The organism is Streptomyces cyaneofuscatus, assembly GCF_033109485.1.
Lineage (GTDB): Bacteria > Actinomycetota > Actinomycetes > Streptomycetales > Streptomycetaceae > Streptomyces > Streptomyces cyaneofuscatus.
Genome location: NZ_CP137002.1, coordinates 6462363 through 6482350 on the forward strand (window position 1 = coordinate 6462363; position 19988 = coordinate 6482350).

21 protein-coding genes are annotated in these 19988 nt (G+C 73.2%); 11 read left to right on the forward strand and 10 right to left on the reverse strand.

Annotation, left to right across the window (positions count from 1 at the left end; all coding sequences use genetic code 11):
• Positions 1–39 precede the first annotated feature (39 nt).
• Positions 40–531, forward strand: coding sequence for a pyridoxamine 5'-phosphate oxidase family protein (locus R2B67_RS28440; RefSeq protein ID WP_026241492.1), 492 nt, complete (start codon positions 40–42; stop codon positions 529–531).
• Between the two features lie 31 nt (positions 532–562).
• On the opposite strand, the gene R2B67_RS28445 is transcribed toward R2B67_RS28440, so the two are convergent.
• Positions 563–1549, reverse strand: coding sequence for an acyl-CoA dehydrogenase family protein (locus R2B67_RS28445; protein ID WP_317822034.1), 987 nt, complete (start codon positions 1547–1549; stop codon positions 563–565).
• Complete coding sequence (locus R2B67_RS28450; RefSeq protein ID WP_317822035.1) at positions 1549–2694, reverse strand: acyl-CoA dehydrogenase family protein; 1146 nt, start codon at positions 2692–2694, stop codon at positions 1549–1551. Before R2B67_RS28450 ends, R2B67_RS28445 begins: the two co-directional genes overlap by 1 nt.
• Before the next feature lie 109 nt (positions 2695–2803).
• Here R2B67_RS28450 and R2B67_RS28455 point away from each other — a divergent pair, with 109 nt between their 5' ends.
• The 5 genes from R2B67_RS28455 (at position 2804) to R2B67_RS28475 (ending at position 7719) form a co-directional block, all read left to right on the forward strand.
• The gene (locus R2B67_RS28455) at positions 2804–3586 is read left to right on the forward strand and encodes an SDR family oxidoreductase (RefSeq protein WP_317822037.1); all 783 of its coding nucleotides are present in this window, start codon (positions 2804–2806) and stop codon (positions 3584–3586) included.
• Between the two features lie 43 nt (positions 3587–3629).
• Positions 3630–4241: a TetR/AcrR family transcriptional regulator gene (locus R2B67_RS28460; protein WP_026241493.1), complete on the forward strand. Its 612-nt coding sequence runs from the start codon at positions 3630–3632 to the stop codon at positions 4239–4241.
• Positions 4242–4271: 30 nt separating this feature from the next.
• Positions 4272–5429 (forward strand): acetyl-CoA C-acetyltransferase, encoded by a 1158-nt coding sequence (locus R2B67_RS28465; protein ID WP_317822040.1) that lies wholly within the window; start codon positions 4272–4274, stop codon positions 5427–5429.
• Positions 5430–5663: 234 nt separating this feature from the next.
• Positions 5664–5867: a cold-shock protein gene (locus R2B67_RS28470; protein WP_003969786.1), complete on the forward strand. Its 204-nt coding sequence runs from the start codon at positions 5664–5666 to the stop codon at positions 5865–5867.
• A gap of 205 nt (positions 5868–6072) precedes the next feature.
• Positions 6073–7719: a DEAD/DEAH box helicase gene (locus tag R2B67_RS28475; protein WP_317822048.1), complete on the forward strand. Its 1647-nt coding sequence runs from the start codon at positions 6073–6075 to the stop codon at positions 7717–7719.
• A gap of 193 nt (positions 7720–7912) precedes the next feature.
• Here the strand turns inward: R2B67_RS28475 and R2B67_RS28480 are convergent, their stop codons facing one another.
• From R2B67_RS28480 to R2B67_RS28495, 4 genes are read right to left on the reverse strand one after another with little or no spacing between them, the layout of a single operon-like run.
• Complete coding sequence (locus tag R2B67_RS28480) at positions 7913–8980, reverse strand: NAD(P)H-dependent flavin oxidoreductase (protein WP_317822050.1); 1068 nt, start codon at positions 8978–8980, stop codon at positions 7913–7915.
• Complete coding sequence (locus tag R2B67_RS28485; RefSeq protein ID WP_317822051.1) at positions 8980–9729, reverse strand: CoA-transferase subunit beta; 750 nt, start codon at positions 9727–9729, stop codon at positions 8980–8982. The genes R2B67_RS28480 and R2B67_RS28485 overlap by 1 nt, the downstream gene beginning before the upstream one ends.
• Positions 9726–10604, reverse strand: a complete 879-nt coding sequence (locus R2B67_RS28490; protein WP_317824972.1) for a CoA transferase subunit A — start codon at positions 10602–10604, stop codon at positions 9726–9728. Before R2B67_RS28490 ends, R2B67_RS28485 begins: the two co-directional genes overlap by 4 nt.
• Before the next feature lie 36 nt (positions 10605–10640).
• Complete coding sequence (locus R2B67_RS28495) at positions 10641–11390, reverse strand: enoyl-CoA hydratase family protein (RefSeq protein ID WP_317822053.1); 750 nt, start codon at positions 11388–11390, stop codon at positions 10641–10643.
• Positions 11391–11484: 94 nt separating this feature from the next.
• On the opposite strand from R2B67_RS28495, the gene R2B67_RS28500 reads away from it, so the two are divergent.
• Both R2B67_RS28500 and R2B67_RS28505 read left to right on the forward strand, forming a co-directional pair.
• Positions 11485–12411, forward strand: coding sequence for an SDR family oxidoreductase (locus tag R2B67_RS28500; RefSeq protein ID WP_317822054.1), 927 nt, complete (start codon positions 11485–11487; stop codon positions 12409–12411).
• Between the two features lie 87 nt (positions 12412–12498).
• Positions 12499–13062, forward strand: a complete 564-nt coding sequence (locus tag R2B67_RS28505; RefSeq protein WP_317822055.1) for a GNAT family N-acetyltransferase — start codon at positions 12499–12501, stop codon at positions 13060–13062.
• Here the strand turns inward: R2B67_RS28505 and R2B67_RS28510 are convergent.
• Both R2B67_RS28510 and R2B67_RS28515 read right to left on the reverse strand, forming a co-directional pair.
• Positions 13028–13861, reverse strand: coding sequence for an ankyrin repeat domain-containing protein (locus R2B67_RS28510; RefSeq protein WP_317822056.1), 834 nt, complete (start codon positions 13859–13861; stop codon positions 13028–13030). The two genes, R2B67_RS28505 and R2B67_RS28510, sit on opposite strands and share 35 nt — an antisense overlap.
• Positions 13862–13891: 30 nt before the next feature.
• Complete coding sequence (locus tag R2B67_RS28515; protein WP_317822058.1) at positions 13892–14806, reverse strand: hypothetical protein; 915 nt, start codon at positions 14804–14806, stop codon at positions 13892–13894.
• A gap of 234 nt (positions 14807–15040) precedes the next feature.
• Between R2B67_RS28515 and R2B67_RS28520 the strand changes: the two genes are divergently transcribed.
• On the forward strand, positions 15041–15820 hold the full coding sequence (locus tag R2B67_RS28520; RefSeq protein WP_018512078.1) for a S1 family peptidase: 780 nt from the start codon (positions 15041–15043) through the stop codon (positions 15818–15820).
• A gap of 34 nt (positions 15821–15854) precedes the next feature.
• Here R2B67_RS28520 and R2B67_RS28525 read toward each other — a convergent pair whose 3' ends face one another.
• A complete protein-coding gene (locus R2B67_RS28525; protein WP_317822059.1) occupies positions 15855–17669 on the reverse strand; it encodes a glycoside hydrolase family 35 protein in 1815 nt (604 codons plus the stop codon).
• A gap of 234 nt (positions 17670–17903) precedes the next feature.
• On the opposite strand from R2B67_RS28525, the gene R2B67_RS28530 reads away from it, so the two are divergent.
• The gene (locus R2B67_RS28530; protein ID WP_030563986.1) at positions 17904–18782 is read left to right on the forward strand and encodes a helix-turn-helix domain-containing protein; all 879 of its coding nucleotides are present in this window, start codon (positions 17904–17906) and stop codon (positions 18780–18782) included.
• A 25-nt stretch (positions 18783–18807) separates the two neighbouring features.
• The gene (locus R2B67_RS28535) at positions 18808–19182 is read left to right on the forward strand and encodes a chorismate mutase (protein ID WP_317822061.1); all 375 of its coding nucleotides are present in this window, start codon (positions 18808–18810) and stop codon (positions 19180–19182) included.
• Here the strand turns inward: R2B67_RS28535 and R2B67_RS28540 are convergent.
• Positions 19163–19957, reverse strand: a complete 795-nt coding sequence (locus tag R2B67_RS28540) for an MIP/aquaporin family protein (RefSeq protein ID WP_317822065.1) — start codon at positions 19955–19957, stop codon at positions 19163–19165. The two genes, R2B67_RS28535 and R2B67_RS28540, sit on opposite strands and share 20 nt — an antisense overlap.
• Between the last annotated feature and the right edge of the window lie 31 nt (positions 19958–19988).

Below are 19988 nucleotides of genomic sequence, written 5' to 3' on the forward strand. Positions count from 1 at the left end.
GGCGATACCGGACAGAAGATGTCGGGTATCGGGTGTTCGATGGCGCCCATGACGTCTTCCGCACCGCTGTCCTGGAGTGGCTTCGCCGCCGCCGAGCCCGTCTTCGCCGACACCGTCCGCCGCCGCTTCCAGCTCTACAAGCACCACGTCCTCGCCACCCTCCGCGCGGACGGCTCGCCTCGTGTCAGCGGCCTGGAGGCCGACTTCCGCTTCGATGAGCTGCTGCTCGGCATGATGCCGGACTCGCGCAAGGCCCTGGACCTGCGCCGCGACCCCCGCTTCGCCCTCCACGCCAACCCGGGCCCCGACGCCGAGATGAACGACGGCGATGTCCGCGTCAGCGGCCGGGCGGTGGAGATCACCGACCCGGAGTACCTCGCCCGCTTCGTCGACGACGCCACCCCGCCGGAGCCGTTCTACCTCTTCCGGGCCGAGCTGACGGAGGCGGTCCGCGTCGGGCTGGACGGGGATGAGCTGGTCATCCAGTCCTGGCGGCCGGGGCAGCCGCTTCGTACGGTACGCCGGAAGTGACGGTGCTGCGGAGGCCGGAGGCCTGAGGGGTTCACCCTTCCAGCACCCGAGCCCGGCACACCGACGGCGTCCCCCACGCGTCCCGCAGCGGCCGGGCCCGGCGCAGCCACCACGCCAGGTCCAGCTCCTCGGTGTACCCCACCGCGCCGTGCAGTTGCAGGGCGGTGCGGGCCGCCGCGTACCCGGCCTCGCCCGCCGCCACCTTCGCCGCCGCGACCGCCGCCCCGGCCCCGGGCGACCCCTCGGCCAGCTCCACCGCCGCCCCGTACAGCAGCGGGCGGGCGAACTCCAGGCCGAGCAGGGTGTCGGCGAGGCGGTGTTTGACGGCCTGGAAGGAGCCGACGGGCACACCGAACTGGGTGCGCTGCTTCACGTACGCCACCGTCGCCCGCAGCAGCGCCTCCCCGCAGCCGAGCGCCTGGGCCGCCGTGGCGAAGGTGGCCCAGGTGCCCGCCGCCCGGGCCGCCTCGCGTACCTTCGGCCCGGCCGCCACCACCTCGCCGCCCGCCCCGGGCCGGAACAGCCGCCGCGCCGGGTCCATGGAGGGCGTGAGCTCTCCAGGGCCCCGCGTCAGCCGCAGCTCGTCCCCGGCCACCGTGAACACCGCCTCCGCCGCATCCGCGTCCAGCGCGTACGGCCCGTACCCCTCCAGGACCAGCGACACCACCGCCGTACCGGACGCGACCCTCGGCAGCCACTCCTTGGCGACCGGCCCGCCCAGCCCGCCCAGCAGCACCCCCGCCGCCACGCTCTCCACCACCGGACCCGGCACCCCGTGGCGGCCCAGCTCCATAAGCGCCACGGCCGTCTCCACCGGGAGCGGGCCCACACCCCCGTACGCCTCCGGGACCGCCAGCGCGAACACCCCCGCGTCCGCGAGCCGCCGCCAGAGGGTGAGTCCCGGGCCGGGGTGGCCCGCAGCCCACCCCCGTACCACCGCAGACGTATCCGCCGCCGTCAGCAGCGCGTCCAGCGAGCGGGCGAACTCCCGCTGCTCGTCGTCCAGCAGGAAACGCATCAGCGCCGTCCCTTCGGCAGGCCCAGCAGCCGCTCGGCGATGATGTCGCGCTGGATCTCGTTCGTCCCCGCGTAGACGGGCCCCGCCAGCGCGAAGACGTACCCCTCGGCCCACGGGCCGTCCGCCGCCTCCGCGTCCGGGCCGAGCAGGTCGAGCGCGGTCTCGTGCAGCGCGATGTCGTACTCCGACCAGAACACCTTGTTCAGGCTGGACTCCGCCCCGAGCGCCGCCCCCGCCGCGAACCGGGACGCCGAGGCGGCCGTGAACAGCTGGTACGCCCGCGCCCCGATCGCCGCGTCCGCCACCCGGTCCCGCAGCGCCGTGTCCGCCGGGTCGCCCACCTCCCGCCACAACTCCGTCAGCCGGTCGGCGGCGGCCAGGAATCGGCCGGGGGAGCGGAGGGTGAGGCCGCGCTCGTTGCCGGTGGCCGACATGGCGATGTGCCAGCCCTGGCCGGGCTCCCCGATGACGTCCTCGTCCGGTACGAAGACCTCGTCCAGGAAGACCTCGGCGAACGCGGGCTTCCCGTCCAGCCGCCCGATGGGACGGACCGTGACCCCGGGGTCCCGCAGCCCGAACATCAGGTATGTGAGCCCCTGGTGCGGCTTTTCCGCCCCCGGGTCCGTACGGAAGATGCCGAACGCCCGGTCCGCGAACGCCGCCCGCGAGGACCATGTCTTCTGCCCCGACAGCAGCCAGCCGCCCTCCGTCCGCACCGCCCGCGACCGCAGCGCCGCCAGGTCGGACCCGGCCTCCGGCTCCGACCAGGCCTGCGCCCAGATCACCTCGCCGCTCGCCATCGGGGGCAGCACCCGGGCCCGCTGCTCGGCGGTGCCGTGGTCGAAGAGGGTCGGGGCGAGGAGGCTGATCCCGTTCTGCGAGACCCGGCCGGGGGCTCCCGCCGCCCAGTACTCCTCCTCGAACGCCAGCCACCCGAAGAGGTCCGCGCCCCGGCCCCCGTACTCCTCGGGCCAGGAGAGGGCCGACCACCCGCCGCCGTACAGCTCCGCCTCCCACTCCCGGTGCGCGGCGAACCCCTCCGCCGTCTCCAGGGAGGGGAGCGGCCGGGCGGGCACATGGGCGCGCAGCCACTCCCGCGCCTCGGCCCGCAGTGCCTCGGTCCGTGCTGTCTGCGCGAGATCCATGGGGGCCTGCCTTCCGTGAGGTCGGCACTGTCGCCGAGGCCGTTCCCTAACAAGTGTTTGGTAGGTTAACGTACGGCTCACGCACCGTCGAGGAGTGGGGGATGGGCCGATGAGCGCACCGGACTACCTGCCGGGCCACGGGCTGCTGGCCGGCCGCACCGCCGTCGTCACCGCCGCCGCCGGAGCCGGGATCGGCGGCGCCAGCGCCCGCCGCTTCCTGGAGGAGGGGGCGCGCGTCGTCATCAGCGACGCGCACGCCCGGCGGCTGAAGGAGAGCGCGCACGTCCTGGCCGAGGAGTTCGGCCCCGACCGTGTCACCGCCCTGACCTGCGACGTCACCGACGAGAACCAGGTGCAGGCCCTCTTCGCCCACGCCGAAGAGGCCCACGGCCGCCTCGACATCGTCGTCAACAACGCGGGCCTCGGCGGCACCGCCGAACTCACCGAGATGACCGACGACCAGTGGACGAAGATCCTCGACGTCACCCTGAACGGCACCTTCCGCTGCACCCGCGCCGCCCTGCGCTCCCTCCAGGCCGCCGGCACCGGAGGCGTGATCGTCAACAACGCCTCCGTCGTCGGCTGGCGCGCCCAGCGCGGCCAGGCCCACTACGCCGCCGCCAAGGCCGGCGTCATGGCCCTCACCCGCTGCGCCGCGCTCGAAGCCGCCGACTACGGCGTACGCGTCAACGCCGTCGCCCCCAGCCTCGCCATGCACCCCCACCTGGCCAAGGTCACCTCCGCCGAGCTGCTCGCCGAGCTGACGGAGAAGGAGGCCTTCGGCCGGTACGCCGAGCCCTGGGAGATCGCCAACGTGATCGTCTTCCTGGCCAGCGGCTACTCCTCGTACATGACCGGTGAGGTCGTCGCCGTCAGCAGTCAGCACGCGTGACCACCATGCGTGAACACCCAGGCCGCGGGCGGACAATGGACCGGTGCCTACCAAGAAGAAGCCCCAGGTGACCCCCACCCCCGAACGGCGCCGCGAACTCCTCGCCACCGCCGCCGAGGTCTTCGCCGCCCAGGGATACAACGCCACCACCGTCCGCCGCATCGCGGACGAGGCGGGGATGCTCGCCGGCAGCCTCTACTACCACTTCGATTCCAAGGAATCGATGATCGACGAGATCCTCTCCACCTTCCTCGACGAGCTCTGGCAGGGGTACGACGCCGTCCTGGCGGCCGGACTCGGCCCCCGCGAGACCATCGAGGCACTGGTCACCGAGTCCTTCCGGGAGATCGACCGGCACCGCCCCGCCGTCGCGATCTACCAGAAGGAGTCCAAGCACCTCGCCACCCAGCCGCGCTTCGCCTACCTCACCGACTCGCAGGCGAAGTTCGAGAAGGTCTGGCTCTCCACCCTGGAACGCGGTGTCGCCGAAGGCACCTTCCGTGACGACCTGGACATCCGCCTCACCTACCGCTTCGTCCGCGACACCGTGTGGGTCGCGGCCTCCTGGTACCGGCCCGGCGGACACCACAGCCCCGAAGAGATCGCCCGCCAGTACCTGTCGATGGTGCTGGACGGGATCGCCCTGCGCACCTAGCCACCTCCTGACGACCGAGGAGCAGCAGCCATGACCGAGGCCTACATCGTCGAAGCGGTACGGACACCCGTCGGACGGCGCAAGGGAGGTCTCGGGTCCGTCCACCCCGCCGACCTCGGCGCGCACGTGCTGCGCGAGCTCATCGCCCGCTCCGGCGTCGACCCGGCGGCCGTGGAGGACGTCGTCTTCGGCTGCCTGGACACCGTCGGACCGCAGGCGGGGGACATCGCCCGTACGTCATGGCTGGCCGCCGGGCTCCCCGAAGAGGTCCCGGGCGTCACCATCGACCGGCAGTGCGGCTCCTCGCAGCAGGCCCTCCACTTCGCGGCCCAGGGCGTCCTCTCCGGCACCCAGGACCTCGTCGTCGCGGGCGGCACCCAGAACATGACCCAGGTCCCCATCGCCTTCGCCTCCCGGCAGGCCGCCGAACCCCTCGGCCTCACCGAGGGCCCGTACGCGGGCAGCGAGGGCTGGCGGGCCCGGTACGGTGACGCGCCCGTCAACCAGTTCCACGGCGCCCAGCTCATCGCCGAGAAGTGGGGCATCAGCCGCCAGGACATGGAGGAGTTCGCCCTCACCTCCCACCGCCGCGCCGTCCGCGCCATCGACGAGGGCCGCTTCGCCCGCGAGACCGTCGCGTACGGGGACGTCACCGAGGACGAAGGCCCGCGCCGCGACACCACCCTGGCCAAGATGGCCGCCCTCAGCCCTGTCCTGCCCGGTGGCACGATCACCGCCGCCTGTTCCTCGCAGGTCTCCGACGGGGCCGCCGCCCTGCTCATCGCCTCCGAGCGGGCCGTCGCCGAACACGGCCTGACCCCGCGTGCCCGGATCCACCACCTCTCCGTACGGGGCGAGGACCCGATCCGCATGCTCTCCGCACCGATCCCGGCCACCGCGTACGCCCTGAAGAAGACCGGCCTCACCATCGACGCCATCGACCTCGTCGAGATCAACGAGGCTTTCGCCCCGGTCGTCCTCGCCTGGCTGAAGGAGACCGGCGCCGACCCGGAACGCGTCAACGTCAACGGCGGGGCGATCGCGCTCGGCCACCCGCTCGGGGCGACCGGCGCCAAGCTGATGACCACGCTCCTGCACGAACTGGAACGCACCGGGGGCCGCTACGGGCTCCAGACCATGTGCGAGGGCGGCGGACAGGCCAACGTCACCATCGTCGAGCGCCTCTGACCAGCGCCCGGCGTCCTCGGGCCCTGCGCGTGGCGTGATCCACCACGCGCAGGGAGGACGTGCTACGGTGTCTCCGTTGCAGTTTTGGTACCCATGAACTTTATGTGCGCCTGACGGGAATGCTTCCTCAGGCGCTTTATTGTTTTCCGGCTTTCTCCGGATGGGGCTCAATGCGGCGACTTGGAATCCGTAAAGTGCGGATTCTCGGCACTGCACCTGTTTTAGGAGAATGACATGGCCACCGGCACCGTGAAGTGGTTCAACTCGGAAAAGGGCTTCGGCTTCATCGAGCAGGACGGCGGCGGCGCCGACGTCTTCGCCCACTACTCCAACATCGCCACCTCGGGCTTCCGTGAGCTCCAGGAGGGCCAGAAGGTCTCCTTCGACGTCACGCAGGGCCAGAAGGGCCCGCAGGCGGAGAACATCGTCCCGGCCTAATTGCCGCGACGCGTACCTCGCTGACCGGGGCCCGCACCGTGAAGGTGCGGGCCCCGGTTTGTGCTGTCCGAGCTTTTGAGCTTCTCCGAGCAACAACCCGCTCTGTGCGCGCATCCTGGGGGCGCACGACAAGCGGTCGGACAAGCACATCGGCAGTGCTCCGAATCCGTAGTTGCCCAGGAATCCCCCAGGAGGGCAATTCCGTATGACTCGCTTCGAACGCCAGGACCGCACCCCCCGCTCCCGCCCGGCCCGTGGCCGCGGCCAGGGCGCGACCGCGCAGGGGGCGTCCAATCCCCGTGGCGGCTCCGCCGGCCGCTCCAAGGCTCCGGCCCGCCGCAAGTCCGCCGCCGCGCCGCCCGCAGAGTTCACCCTGCCGGAGACGGTGACCCCCGCACTGCCCTCCGTCGAGGCCTTCGCGGACCTCGAGATGCCCGCCGCGTTGCAGAAGACCCTCGCCGCGCAGGGCGTCACCGAGCCGTTCCCGATCCAGGGCGCGACCCTGCCGAACTCGCTGGCCGGCCGGGACATCCTCGGCCGTGGCCGCACCGGCTCCGGCAAGACCCTCGCCTTCGGCCTGGCCCTGCTCGCCCGCACCGCCGGGCGCCGCAGCGAGCCGCGCGCCCCGCTGGCCATGGTCCTCGTGCCCACCCGTGAGCTGGCCCAGCAGGTCACCGACGCGCTGACCCCGTACGCGACCGCCGTGAACCTGCGGATGGCCACCGTCGTCGGCGGCATGTCGATCACCAAGCAGTCCGCCACCCTGCGGCGCGGCGCCGAAGTGCTCGTCGCCACCCCGGGCCGGCTGAAGGACCTCATCGAGCGCGGCGACTGCCGGCTGGACGAGGTCGCCATCACCGTCCTCGACGAGGCCGACCAGATGGCCGACATGGGCTTCATGCCGCAGGTCGTCGCCCTGCTCAAGCAGGTCGAGGCGGACGGGCAGCGCATGCTGTTCTCCGCGACCCTGGACAAGAACATCGACCGCCTCGTCAAGATGTTCCTCACCGACCCGGTCGTCCACTCCGTCGACCCGTCGGCCGGTGCGGTCACCACGATGGAGCACCATGTGCTCCACGTGCTGGACGAGACGGACAAGAAGGCCGTCGCCACGAAGATCGCCGCCCGGGACGGCCGCGTGATCATGTTCGTGGACACCAAGCGTGCCGCCGACCGGTTCGCCAAGCGGCTGCTCGCCAGCGGTGTACGGGCTGCCGCCCTGCACGGCGGGCGCTCCCAGCCGCAGCGGAACCGGACCCTGGACCAGTTCAAGAACGGCCAGGTCACCGCGCTCGTCGCGACGAACGTGGCGGCCCGTGGCATCCACGTCGACGACCTCGACCTCGTCGTCAACGTGGACCCGCCGACCGACCACAAGGACTACCTCCACCGGGGCGGCCGTACGGCCCGCGCCGGGGAGTCCGGCAGCGTCGTCACGCTGGTGCTGCCCGAGGAGAAGCGGGAGATGACCCGCCTGATGCAGGACGCGGGCATCGCGCCGCGCACCACGCGGGTCACCTCCAGCGACGAGGAGCTGTCCCGGATCACGGGGGCGCGTGAGCCGTCGGGCGTCGCGATCGTGATCGAGGTCCCGCAGCCGACTCCGCCGAAGCAGCGGACCCGGTCGGGCGGTTCGGGTTCTGGCTCGGCCGGCTCCGGCGGGGGCACGGTGCGCTCCGGGAGCCGGGGGCGGGGACGGCGCGGGTCCGGTTCCGGCGCGGGTGCGGGTGGCGCCGGGGGCGGTGCGCAGGGGGGTGGCGCGGGTCGTTCGGGCGGTGCGGCGCGTTCCGGCGCGGCGCGTTCCGGTGGCGGACGCTCCGGCGCGCCTACGCGGGGGCGTCGCGCCGCCTAGCGGCATCTCCAGCCGTCCGGCGCACATCCAGCCGTCCGGCGATTGAGGACCGGGGTCCGGGGCAGAGCCCCGAAAACCCCGGTCCGGGGCTGTCCTCAAGCGCCGGACGGGCTGGATGCGTCGGGTCCGTCCTCAAGCGCCGGACAGGCTGGAGATGGCCCCGGTCGTCCGGCGCAGGACCGACGTGGTGTCCTCAAGCGCCGGACGGGCTGGATTTTGAGGCGGGCAGCCCCGCCAAGGCGTCCTCCGCCTCCGCCATGATCCGCCCCACCAGCACCCCCACGCTCGGCAGGTCCTCGATCAGGGCCGCCACCTGGCCCGACGCCATGACGCCCACGTCCGTGCGGCCCTCCACCATGGCCGCCCTCAGCAGTATCGGCGTGTTCGCCGCCAGCAGCACCTGGCTCCAGGTCAGCTCCTTGCCGTGCCGCAGCGCCAGCCCGTCCCGCACCATCCCGGGCCAGGTCAGCCCGGAGATCCGCCGGAAGCCGGACGCCCGCCGCAACGCGCGGTACAGCGAACGCACCCGTCCCGCCCCCTCCAGCTCCGCCACCATCTCCGTACGGAGCATCCGGTGCGGGAGCCCGTCCACGGCCCTCGTCAGGGTGATGTCCTTCACCCCGGCCGCCAGATACCGCGCCTTCACCGCGTCCGGCACCGTCGAGTCCGAGGTCAGCAGGAACCGGGTCCCCATCGCCACGCCCGCCGCCCCGTACGCCAGCGCCGCCACCAGCCCCCGCCCGTCGTGGAAGCCGCCCGCCGCGATCACCGGGATGTCCACCGCGTCGACCACCTGGGGCAGCAGCACCGTCGTCGCCACGTCCCCCGTGTGCCCGCCGCCCTCGCCGCCCTGCACGATCACCGCGTCCGCGCCCCACGCCGCGACCTTCTCCGCATGCCGCCGGGCCCCCACCGACGGGACGACCACCACGCCCGCGTCCTTCAGCTCCGCGATGAGCTCCTGCGACGGGGCGAGCGCGAACGACGCCACCCGTACGCCCTCCTCGACGATGATCCGCACCCGCTCCCGCGCGTCCCCGGCGTCCGCCCGCAGGTTCACCCCGAACGGGGCGTCCGTCCGCGACCTCACCTCCCGTACCGCGGACCGCAGTTGGTCCGGCGTCATCGTCGCGGAGGCCAGGATGCCGAGCGCCCCGGCCCGCGCGGTCGCGGTGACCAGGCGGGGGCCGGAGACCCACCCCATCCCCGTCTGCACGATCGGGTACCGCACCCCCACGAGCTCCGTGAGCGCCGTGCGCATCAGCCCCGCACCTCGCGGTTCCGGGTGCCCGACGGGTCGATGACCTCGCGGATCAGGGCGAGTTCGGCGGGGGTGGGGTCGCGGGTGTACGGGACGTCGGCGGGGACGGTCAGTTGGAAGCCCGTCGCTTCCTGGACCATCTCCACCGTGACGCCCGGGTGGAGCGAGGCCAGTCGCATCGAGCGGTCCGGGGTCGCGAAGTCGAAGACCCCGAGATCGCTGACGACTCGGGGGATGCGGTGGAAGCGGGTGGCGGAAGGGCCCGCCGCCTCGGCCCGGTCGTAACCGACGCCGCAGACCATGTCGACCCGTTCGACGAAGACCCGGGGCGAGTGCCGGGGGATCCAGTAACTCACCGGGTTGTTCAGGGTGTTGACCGGCGCTCCGCGCACTCCCAGGAGCTGGCGGGCCGGCTGCTCCCAGTCGCCGATGCAGGAGATGTTCTGGTTGCCGAACCGGTCGATCTGGCTCGCGCCCATCATCACGTGCCGCCGGCCGCCGGTCACCAGGGTGAGGTGCTTGCGGTAGGGGAGCCAGCCCTCCACCTCGCCGTCCGGGCCGACGATCGTCGCCTCGCCGTCGGTGAGCAGCAGTTCGGGGGCGAAGGTCAGCCGCGCCAGCCGCGCCCCGACGGACGGGATCGCCCCCATCGGGCTGGCCAGCACATCGCCGTCGCCCCGCCAGGCCTCCGCGCAGGCGATCACGCAGTACTCGGCACGGGTCGCGGCAGCAGTGCCCGGTGTGTTCATCGCTGCTCCTCGTGCCAGGTGCGGACCGCCTGCTGGTAGCCCTTCTCGTCGCCGTCCGGAGGCAGGAAGCGCGCGCTGAACTCCGCCCAGGCCGCCGGATCCGCCGCCGCTGCCGTGTACGCCTTCTGGAACGGCTCGTCGCGCGGATGGTCGGGAACGCACGAGGTGAAGTGCGCGCCGCCCGGCGTCTCCACGACCCCGGTGACGGAGTGCCGCCGGATGAGGAGCGTCTGTGGGGCGGAGCCCGGACTCCCCGCCAACTCCGCCGTCTCCAACAGGCGTTCGCAGGAGACGTACGCCGTGTCCGCCGCCTCGCAGAACAGGTCGTCGAAGTACGGGTCGGGGCCCAGGTACTGCCCGTTGCCCAGCCGGTCCGCCCGGTTCATATGGACCAGCGCCGCGTCCATCCGCAGGGCCGGCGCCGCGACGAACTCCTCGCCGTCCTCGTACGGCGAAGTCACCGTGCGCAGCTCGGGGTTGACCCGCATCACATCCGAGCCGAGCCCCGCCCGCACCGGCAGGAACGGCAGCCGGTTGGCGGCCGCGTGCAGGCCCCACAGGAACATCGCCTCGTCGATCTCCGTCAGCGCGAACGCCCCGCGCTCCCGGGCCGCCCGGTAGTGCGGCTCCAGCGGGATCGAGTCGAGCGTCACGAACGCCGTGACCAGGCGGGAGATCCGGCCGGCGGCGGCGAGCAGCCCGACGTCCGGGCCACCGTAGGAGATCACCGTCAGATCGGTGACGGGGGAGCGGAGCAACGCCCTTACCAGGGCCATGGGTTTGCGGCGTGAGCCCCAGCCGCCGATGCCGATCGTCATGCCGCTGTGCAGCCGGGCGGCCACCTCGTCGGGCGTCATGGTCTTGTCGGGCGTCATCGTCCTGTCGCGCGCGGCGGACACCGTACTCACGTCTCAGGCCTCCTTGCCGAAGGTGTCACGGACCCGGCCGGCCGTCCCCGCCAGGCTCGCCTCGAAGGTGAAGCCCTGCTCGAAGCGGTAGCTGCGCCGTACGTCGACGGGGTCGATGCCGTTGAGCGCGGCCTTGGCCAGCCGCAGCAGGTGCCCGTCCTTACGGGCGATCTCCGACGCCAACTCCAGTGCCGCATGCAGTAGTTCGGCCGCCGGGACGACCCGCCAGACCGAGCCGTGGGCCAGCAGCTCGGTCGCGGTCACCGTGCGCGCGGTGAAGTACAGCGTCCGCATCAGATGCTGCGGGACCAGCCGGGCCAGATGGGTCGCGGCCCCGAGCGCGCCCCGGTCCAGCTCCGGCAGCCCGAAGACGGCGTCCTCGCTCGCCACGATCGCATCGGCGTTCCCGACGAGGCCGATCCCGCCCCCGAGGCAGAACCCCCGCACCGCCGCGACGACCGGGACCTCGCACGCGTACACGGCCTCGAACGCCTCCGCGCAGCCCCGGTTGACGGCGATCAGGGCCGCGTTCCCCGGGTCGCGCTGCAACTCCTTGATGTCGACACCGGCGTTGAAGCCGCGCCCGGCGGCGGCCAGGACGACACAGCGCACCTCCGGGTCGCGGCCCGCCGCCCGGACGGCGTCGGCCAGCTCGTACCAGCCCTGCACGGGAAGGGCGTTGACGGGGGGATGGTCGACGGTGATGACGCAGACGCCCTCGGCATCGGCCGGATATGCGGTGGAGACAGTCATCGGAGGATCAGCTACCTTTCCACCAAACATTTGTTAGGTGGACGGTAGCAGCCACCCCTGTCCGCCAACCAGGCCCACGCGAACGGGAGATGCGATGACCCCACCCACCACCGGACGGCTCTGCGCGGGCCGGGTCGTCGCCGTCACCGGCGCCGGACGCGGCCTCGGCCGGGCCCACGCGCTCGCCTTCGCCGCCGAAGGCGCCCGGGTCGTCGTCAACGACCTCGGCGTCGGACCCGGTGGCGACGGCGGCTCGGCCGGCCCCGCCCGCCGCGTCGTCGAGGAGATCGTGGCCGGGGGCGGCGAAGCGGTCGTCCACGACGGCGACATCGCCACCACCGAGGGCGCCGCCTCCCTGGTCACCACCGCCCTGGACGCCTTCGGCCGCCTGGACACCCTGGTCAACAACGCGGGTTTCCTGCGCGACCGGATGCTCGTCAACCTGGACGAGGACGACTGGGACGCGGTGATGCGCGTCCACCTCAAGGGCCACTTCCTGCCCCTGAAACACGCCGCCGCCCACTGGCGCGGCGAAGCCAAGGCGGGCCGGACGCCCGTCGCCCGGGTGATCAACACCAGCTCCGGCGCCGGGCTCCTCGGCAGCGTCGGCCAGGGCAATTACGCGGCCGCCAAGGCCGGAATCGTCGCCCTCACCCTGGTCGCGGCCGCCGAACTCAGCCGGTACGGAGTCCACGTCAACGCCCTCGCCCCCGCCGCCCGGACCCGGATGACCGAGCAGACCTTCGCCGCGACGATGGCGGCCCCGGGGGAGGGGGAGTTCGACGCGATGGCCCCCGGGAACGTCTCCCCCCTCGTCGTCTGGCTCGGTTCCGCCGCGAGCGACGGGGTGACCGGCCGCGTCTTCGAGGCCGAGGCGGGCCGCATCACCGTCATGGAGGGCTGGCGCCCCGGCCCCACCGACGACCGGGGCGCCCGCAGGTCCCCGGCCGAGGCGGGGGAGTCCGTACGCCGGCTGCTGGCGGACGCGGAGGTTCCGCAGCGCGTGTACGGGGCGTCGTAGCCGGTCCCGTACGACGCGCGGGCCAGGCTGTGCGGCGCTCCGCATATCCGGTGGCGGGACCCGGCCCCGTACGGAGAGGATCACCGCATGCCCGCCTTCCTGGAGACCGACCGGCTCGCGCTGCGCCCGTTCACGGACGCCGACGCCCCCGCCCTGCTCGCCCTCGACGACGACCCCGAGGTCATGCGGTACATCAACGGCGGCCGGCCCACCACCGCCGAGTCCATCCGGGAGCGCACCCTGCCACGGCTCCTCCACGACCACCCGTGCACCGGCACCCGAGGGTTCTGGGCCGCCGAGGAGAAGGCCACCGGCACCTTCCTCGGCTGGTTCGAACTCCGGCCCGTCGACGAGCAGGACCGCACCGTCGTCGAGCTCGGCTACCGGCTCAACCGGGCGGCCTGGGGCCGTGGTTACGCCACCGAGGGCGTGCGGGCGCTGGTGGAGAAGGGGTTCACCGACCTCGGGGCCGAGCGCGTGACCGCCAACACCATGGCCGTCAACGCCGGGTCCCGGCGGGTGATGGAGAAGGCGGGGCTGACCTTCCTCCGCGCCTACGCCGAGGACTGGCCGGACGCCATCGAGGGCTCGGAACATGGCGAGGTGGAGTACGAGCTCACCCGGGCGGAGTGGGCGGCGCGCCGGGCGTAGTCCCCCGAGGCGCGTCGGGCGTACTCCCCCGAGGTGCGCCCCCGCGCGTCACCCCCTCCAGCAGCGCCGCGATCTCCGCGTGCCCCGTGTGCCGGTCCACCCCCGCCGCCGGCTCCCCGTCGCGCAGCAGCTCCACGGTCACCGTCTCCTCGCCGTCGGCCAGCTCCCGCCGGACCACCGCGTCGAGGCCGGTCCCGTACGCCTCCTCCAGCTGCCCCAGCAACTCCTGCTCCAGGTCGAGACCGGCCAGCCGCCGCGCCTCCTCCAGCGCCACCCCGGCCGCCGCCTCCTGCCCCGGCGCCCCCGCCCCGTACCCCAGCAGCGCCCGCACCGTCCGCAGCGAACCGCGCTGCGCCGCCAGGACCAGCATCGGCTCCCCCTGAGGGCCGGGCAGCAACGGGTCCGCGCCTCCGGCGAGCAGCGCCTCCACCGTCGCCGCGTGGCCGAGACCCACCGCCCAGCGCAGCGCCGTGAACCCGAACTCCTCCCGTAGATCCGGCCGCGCCCCGGCCGACAGCAGCGCCTCCACCACCTCGGTGTGCCCACCGCACGCCGCCCCGCACAGCGGCAGGTCGCCCGCCTCGGGGCCGCTCGCCCGGTCGGGATCGGCGCCCGCCGCGAGCAGCAGCCGTACCGTTCCGGGCAGGTCCTGGACCGCCGCCAGATAGAGCGCCGTCATCCCCTCCTCGTCGCTCGACTCGGCCTGCGCGCCCGCGCGCAGCGCCCGTACGACAGCGTTCTCGTCCTCGTACAGCGCATCGAACAGGCTTGGTTCATCCCTGATCGGCTCGTTCGTCATGCTTCGACCCTACGGTGGCCGAAATGATGCTCAGGTGTCGCACTCCAGTCGCGTACGGCACAGTCCGCACCGTGCGACGGTCCGGCCCCGGACGGGCAGCCGGATGCGCTGGTGGCAGGTGGGGCAGGGGAAGGAGACCCGCAGTCCCTCGCTGCCGGGCTCGAAGGCGTACGGAACAGCCGGGTCCGCGCCCGAGCCCGGATCCGTGCCGGGGTGGTCCTGGGCGTACCGCCGGTCCTTGGCGTAGCGCCGCCGTCCCGCCCAGCCCGCCGCCGTCAGCGGGGGCCGGCGCAGATCGTGCAGCGCCTGCGCCCGGCCCTTGGTGTACGCCGTGTACGCCTGCGGGCTGGTGAACCACGGCGAAGGATCCTCGTCGAACGCCAGCGCCCGCTTGGCCAGGACGTATCCGAACTCCTCCGGCGTCAGATAACCCAGCTTCTGCCGGGACGTGGCGTCCTCCCGGAAGGCGTCCAGCAGCAGCCAGCCCGCGCCGAGATACGCGGTCACCGTGTCCGTGAGGATCTCGTTGTCCCGCGTGCCGGGGAACTCCAGGCCCAGCCGGTGCAGCAGGACATGGGTGATCTCATGGGCGAGCGCCGCGCCGATGTCCCTGCGGTGGGTGCGGAACCGGTCGTTCAGCTCGATGAAGTACTCGGGTCCCGCGGTCAGTTCCACGCTCGCCGCGTGCTCCATCGTGCGGAAGCCGACGATCATGCGGGCGTCGGGGAGGTGGAGGTGCTGGACCAGGGCCCGGGCCACCCGCTGGGCGCCGAGGTGGAGGTCGTCCGCGTCGGAGAAGGCGGCGTCGGCCGGGACCAGGCTGGTGCCGTAGGAGTGGACGCCGTCCGGGGAGAGCCGCCGGTACAGCGCGGTGATCGCGGACCGGACCGTGTCCAGATGCGGAAAGCCGTGGACGACCGGTGCGCCCGGACTGCCGTTGCTCACGTCCGTACCCCCATCCGCTCCGGCCGAGGGCCCCCGCCCACGGCCGCTCTCCACTGTAGGCCGGGGCGTCCGAGGGGAGCGGGAGTCGCCGGGGGCGAGCTTGGCCGAAAAGTGCGCCTTGTGGCAGCGGTGAACGGCTCCCGATAATCGGATGGCCTTGACGGGTTCATGACCAAGTCGTGGAGTCGTCCCGTCGTGGTTCCCACAGCAGCCCCCCACGAAAGTAGGCAGTCCGTGAAGCAACTCCTGCGTGCGCTGAAGAGATGTTCCGTCGTCGTCGCCACCGTCGCCATAGCGGTCGTCGGCCTCCAGCCCGTCACCGCCTCCGCCGCCCCCAACCCCGTCGTCGGCGGAACCCGCGCCGCCCAGGGCGAGTTCCCCTTCATGGTCCGGCTCTCCATGGGCTGCGGCGGCGCCCTCTACGCCAAGGACATCGTCCTCACCGCAGCCCACTGCGTGAACGGATCGGGCAACAACACCTCCATCACCGCCACCGGCGGCGTCGTCGACCTCCAGTCGCCCAACGCCGTCAAGGTCCGCTCCACCAAGGTCCTCCAGGCCCCCGGCTACAACGGCACCGGCAAGGACTGGGCGCTGATCAAGCTGGCCCAGCCCATCAACCAGCCCACCCTCAAGATCGCCACCACCACCGCGTACAACCAGGGCACGTTCACCGTCGCCGGCTGGGGCGCCAACCGCGAGGGCGGCAGCCAGCAGCGCTACCTGCTCAAGGCCAACGTCCCGTTCGTCTCCGACGCCGCCTGCCGCTCCGCCTACGGCAACGAGCTCGTCGCCAACGAGGAGATCTGCGCCGGATACCCCGACACCGGTGGCGTCGACACCTGCCAGGGTGACTCCGGCGGCCCGATGTTCCGCAAGGACAACGCCAACGAGTGGGTCCAGGTCGGCATCGTCAGCTGGGGTTACGGCTGCGCCCGGCCCGGCTACCCCGGCGTCTACGCCGAGGTCTCGACCTTCGCCTCCGCCATCGCCTCCGCGGCCCGCACGCTCTGACGCCGCTGACCAGCACCCGCCTCCCTGCGGGTGATCACGGCTGAACCACTCCGGGGGTGCCCGAGCACCGTACGGGCGCCCCCGGACCCAGCTCCACCCACGCCTCGCCCGCGCCCTCCAGCTCCAGCACCCACACCTCGTTGACGCCCTCGCTGAGCACCGGGCCCGGCACGTACAGCGTCTCCTGCGGGCCCGCCGACCAGTAGCGGCCCAGGCAGGAACCGTTCACCCAGACGAAGCCACGTGTCCAGCCGGGCAGCCGCAACCCCGCGTGATCGACGCCCTCCGTCCCCCCGACGGTGAACGTCCCCCGGAACAACCCGGTCCCCCCAGGGGCCCCCGGCACCGGACCGAACGGAACCCCCGCCACCGCGCCCGCCTCCTCGAAGGCGTCCAGCCGCAGCCCCCGGGCCCGTACACCGTGCAGGTACTGCCGCTCGTGCAGCACCCCGTCCGTGATCCCCTTCGGCTCACCCAGCCGCGGCCCGTAGTTGACCCGGCCCAGCGACTCCACCCACAGCTCCACCACCGCCGGCCCCGCCACCGGCTCGGCCAGCGTCGGGCTCTCCTCGGTCAGCACCCCCGCCCGCACCCCGTCCACGTAGACCACCGCCCGGTCCCGCAGCCCGGCGGCCGTCAGCGGATACGGGCCGCGCGGCCCCGGCACCGCCACCCGGTAGCGCACCAGCCCCCGGCCGACCCCCAGCTCCTCGAAGGTCGGCGCCACGCCCGACTCCGGCCCCTCCGGATCACCCAGCGCCTCCAGTACGCCGTCGAGCCCGGCCCACCCGTCCAGCTCCACCCGCACCGGCGGCCCGCCCAGGCCCCTCGGCTCCGGCGGCAGCGCGGGCAGCGGGCCCCGCGCGTACTCCGCCAGCACCTTCCGGAAGAGATGGAACTTGTCCGTGGCCCGCCCGTACTCGTCGACCGGCGCGTCATAGTCGTACGACGTCACCGTCGGCTGGAACTCCCCGTCCTGCACCGGACCGCCCCGGTTCGCCCCCGCCCACCCCGCGAAGTTCGTCCCGCCGTGCGCCATGTAGACGTTCACCGACGCCCCGCACTCCAGGATCTCCCGCAGCGCCTCCGCCGCCTGCCCGGCGTCCCGTACGACGGGTTCGGCCCCCCAGTGGTCGAACCACCCGCACCAGAACTCCATGCACATCAGCGGCCCCTTGGGCTGATGGCGGCGCAGCACCTCGAAGGCCTCCCGCGCCCCGGAGCCGAAGTTGGCCGTCGCCAGCAGCCCGGGCACGGAACCGCCCGTCAGCATGTGGTCCTCCGGCCCGTCCGACGTGAACAGCGGCACACTCACCCCGCACTGCCGCAACAGCCCCGCCAGCCACTCCAGATACACCGCGTCCGAGCCGTAACTCCCGTACTCGTTCTCCGCCTGCACCAGGATCACCGGACCGCCCCGGCCGATCTCCCGCTCCACCACCTGCGGCAGCAGCTCCCGGAACCACCGCTCCACCACCGCCCGGTAGCCGTCGTCCCGCGTCCGCACCCGGCGTCCGAACCGGCCCGTCACCCAGACCGGCAGCCCGCCGTTCTCCCACTCGGCACAGATGTACGGACCCGGGCGCACGATCGCCCACAGCCCCGCCCGCTCCACCGCGTCCAGGAACCGGCCGAGCGCCCCCACATCCCGGTACGCCCCCTCGCGCTCCTCGTGCAGATTCCACGGCACGTACGTCTCGACGCAGTTCAGCCCCATCGCCGCCAGCATCGCCAGCCGGTGTTCCCACTGCTCCTCGTGCACCCGGAAGTAGTGCAGGGCACCCGACAGCAGCCGTACGGGCTTCCCGTCGAGCCGGAAGTCGTCGTCCCCCACGGTGAAGTCGGTCATCGTGCTCGTACGCTCCTGTGCTCGGCCCACCCGGCGGCCCGGGCGCGCAATGGTCCGACCACTGTGACCTCTGGCGTTACGACGGGTCCATGGACAAAGATCGCTGCTGATTGGACGCAACGGGCCCGGCGGACGCAACGGACTCGGCGGACCCGAAGGACGCAACAGACCCCACGGACGCAACAGACCCGACGGACGCAACGGATACCAGGACCCTGGGAGGGGAAGGCCGCGATGTACCACACCTGGATGCGCTTCTTCACCCCCAGCCCGCTCCACCACCGCCTCGGCCTCGTCTGCCTCGGCGTCGGCCTCCAGCACGGCGCCCTGCCCACCGTCGGCCCCCGCACCCTGGACCACCACGTCGCCGTGATCGTCAACTCCGGCACCGGCTGGTTCGCCGGCCCCGACGGACGCCGCACCCCCGTCACCGGGCCCACCCTCATCTGGCTCACCCCCGGCACCCCGCACCACTACGGCGCCGACCCCGGCACCGGCTGGGACGAGAGCTTCGTCGACTTCACCGGCCCCGCCACCACCACCTACACCGAGCTCGGCTGCATCGAGCCCGACCGCCCCCTCGTCCCGCTCTCCGACACCGCCGCCCCCCGCGCCGCCGTCGGCCGCATCGTGCGCGCCGCCCGCCGCGGCAACCCCTTGCTGGAGGTCGAGACCGCGGCCGCCGTCCACGAACTCCTCGTCGCCCTGCGCCGCGCCCGCGCCGACCTCGGCCCCGACGGCGACCCGGTCCTCCAGGCGCTCGCCCGCGACGCCTACCAGCCGCTCACCGTCGCCGAGCACGCCGCCAAACACGGCATGACCCCCGCCGAACTCCGCACCGCCGTCCGGCGCGGCGCCGGATGCAGCCCCAAGGACTACCTGCTCACCATCCGCCTCGGCCGGGCCAAGGAACTCCTCGCCGCCACGGACCTCCCGGTCGCCGCCGTCGCCCGCCGCGTCGGCTACGACGACCCCGCCTACTTCTCCCGCCTGTTCGCCCGCCGCGTCGGCACCGCCCCCGTCCGCTTCCGCGAACAGCAGGGCCGCAGCGTGCCCGGCGGCTGGAGCGACCAGGTACCCGACCCGGACCACCCGCCGATGATCGGGCCGTGAGGAGGGGCGTCTAAGCTCGCTGACCATGAGTACGAGCGAAACCGGCGCGACCGCCCCGATCGACGCGACCGTCCAGGCCGAGCTGAACCGGCTGCGCGAGTCCATCGACAACATCGACGCCGCCGTCGTCCACATGCTCGCCGAGCGCTTCAAGGCCACCCAGCAGGTCGGCCGCCTCAAGGCCGACCACCAGCTGCCGCCCGCCGACCCGGCCCGCGAGACCCGCCAGATCACCCGGCTGCGGCAGCTCGCCCAGAGCGCCAACCTGGACCCGGCGTTCGCCGAGAAGCTGCTGAACTTCATCATCGCCGAGGTCATCCGTCACCACGAGCGCATCGCGGAGGAGGCGGGGAACGGGAGCGCCGACGGAAACGGGAGCGCTACGGCTGCCGAGGCCTGACCGGCGGCCGGGCGATCCGAACCCCGAGTGTCCCGGCCCTCCTGCACAGCCCCGCCCCGGCCACCGCCCCCAGCACCGGCCCGGCCGCGTACACCCACAGCCGCCCGGCCTCCCCCGACAGCAGCGCCGGGCCGAACTGCCGGGCCGGGTTAACCGAACCGCCGCTCAGCGGACCGAGCACCGCGATCACGAGGGCGGTGACCAGGCCGACGGCGTACGGGAGGAGTCTTCGGCCCACCGGATGCGCCAGGAGCCCGGCGAGCAGCAGCGCCGACCCGGCCAGCACCCCCGCCTCGGCCGCCACCACGGCCCCCTCGCCCCAGCCCGGACCGGGCCGCACCACCGCGTGGGAGACCGGCGGCCGGGCGACCACCGGCCCCCACACCAGCCCCGCCGCCCACGTCCCGGCCACCGACCCGCCGAGCTGCGCCACGACGTACGGCACCACCTCCCGCCCCGGGAACACCCCGAGCCGCCACAGGGCGACGGTGACCGCCGGATTCAGGTGCCCGCCCGACCACCGCCCCGGCGCGGAGAGCATGAGCGCGCCGAGCAGCACGCCGACCCCCGCCCCGAGCAGGGCGAACGCCATCCCGCCGCCTCCGTACCCGTCCGGCGCGAACAGCCACCGCACCCCGCTCACGACCGCCAGGAGCAGCAGCGCCGTCAGCCCGAACTCGCAGGCGGCACGGCGCAACGGGCCGGGGGAGGGGGAGCGGGCGGGAACAGGGTCAGGAACGCGGGCGGCGGCATCGCGCGCAGGCGTGAGCGTCATGAGGACGTCCTCGGTACTCGGTGTGCCGCGC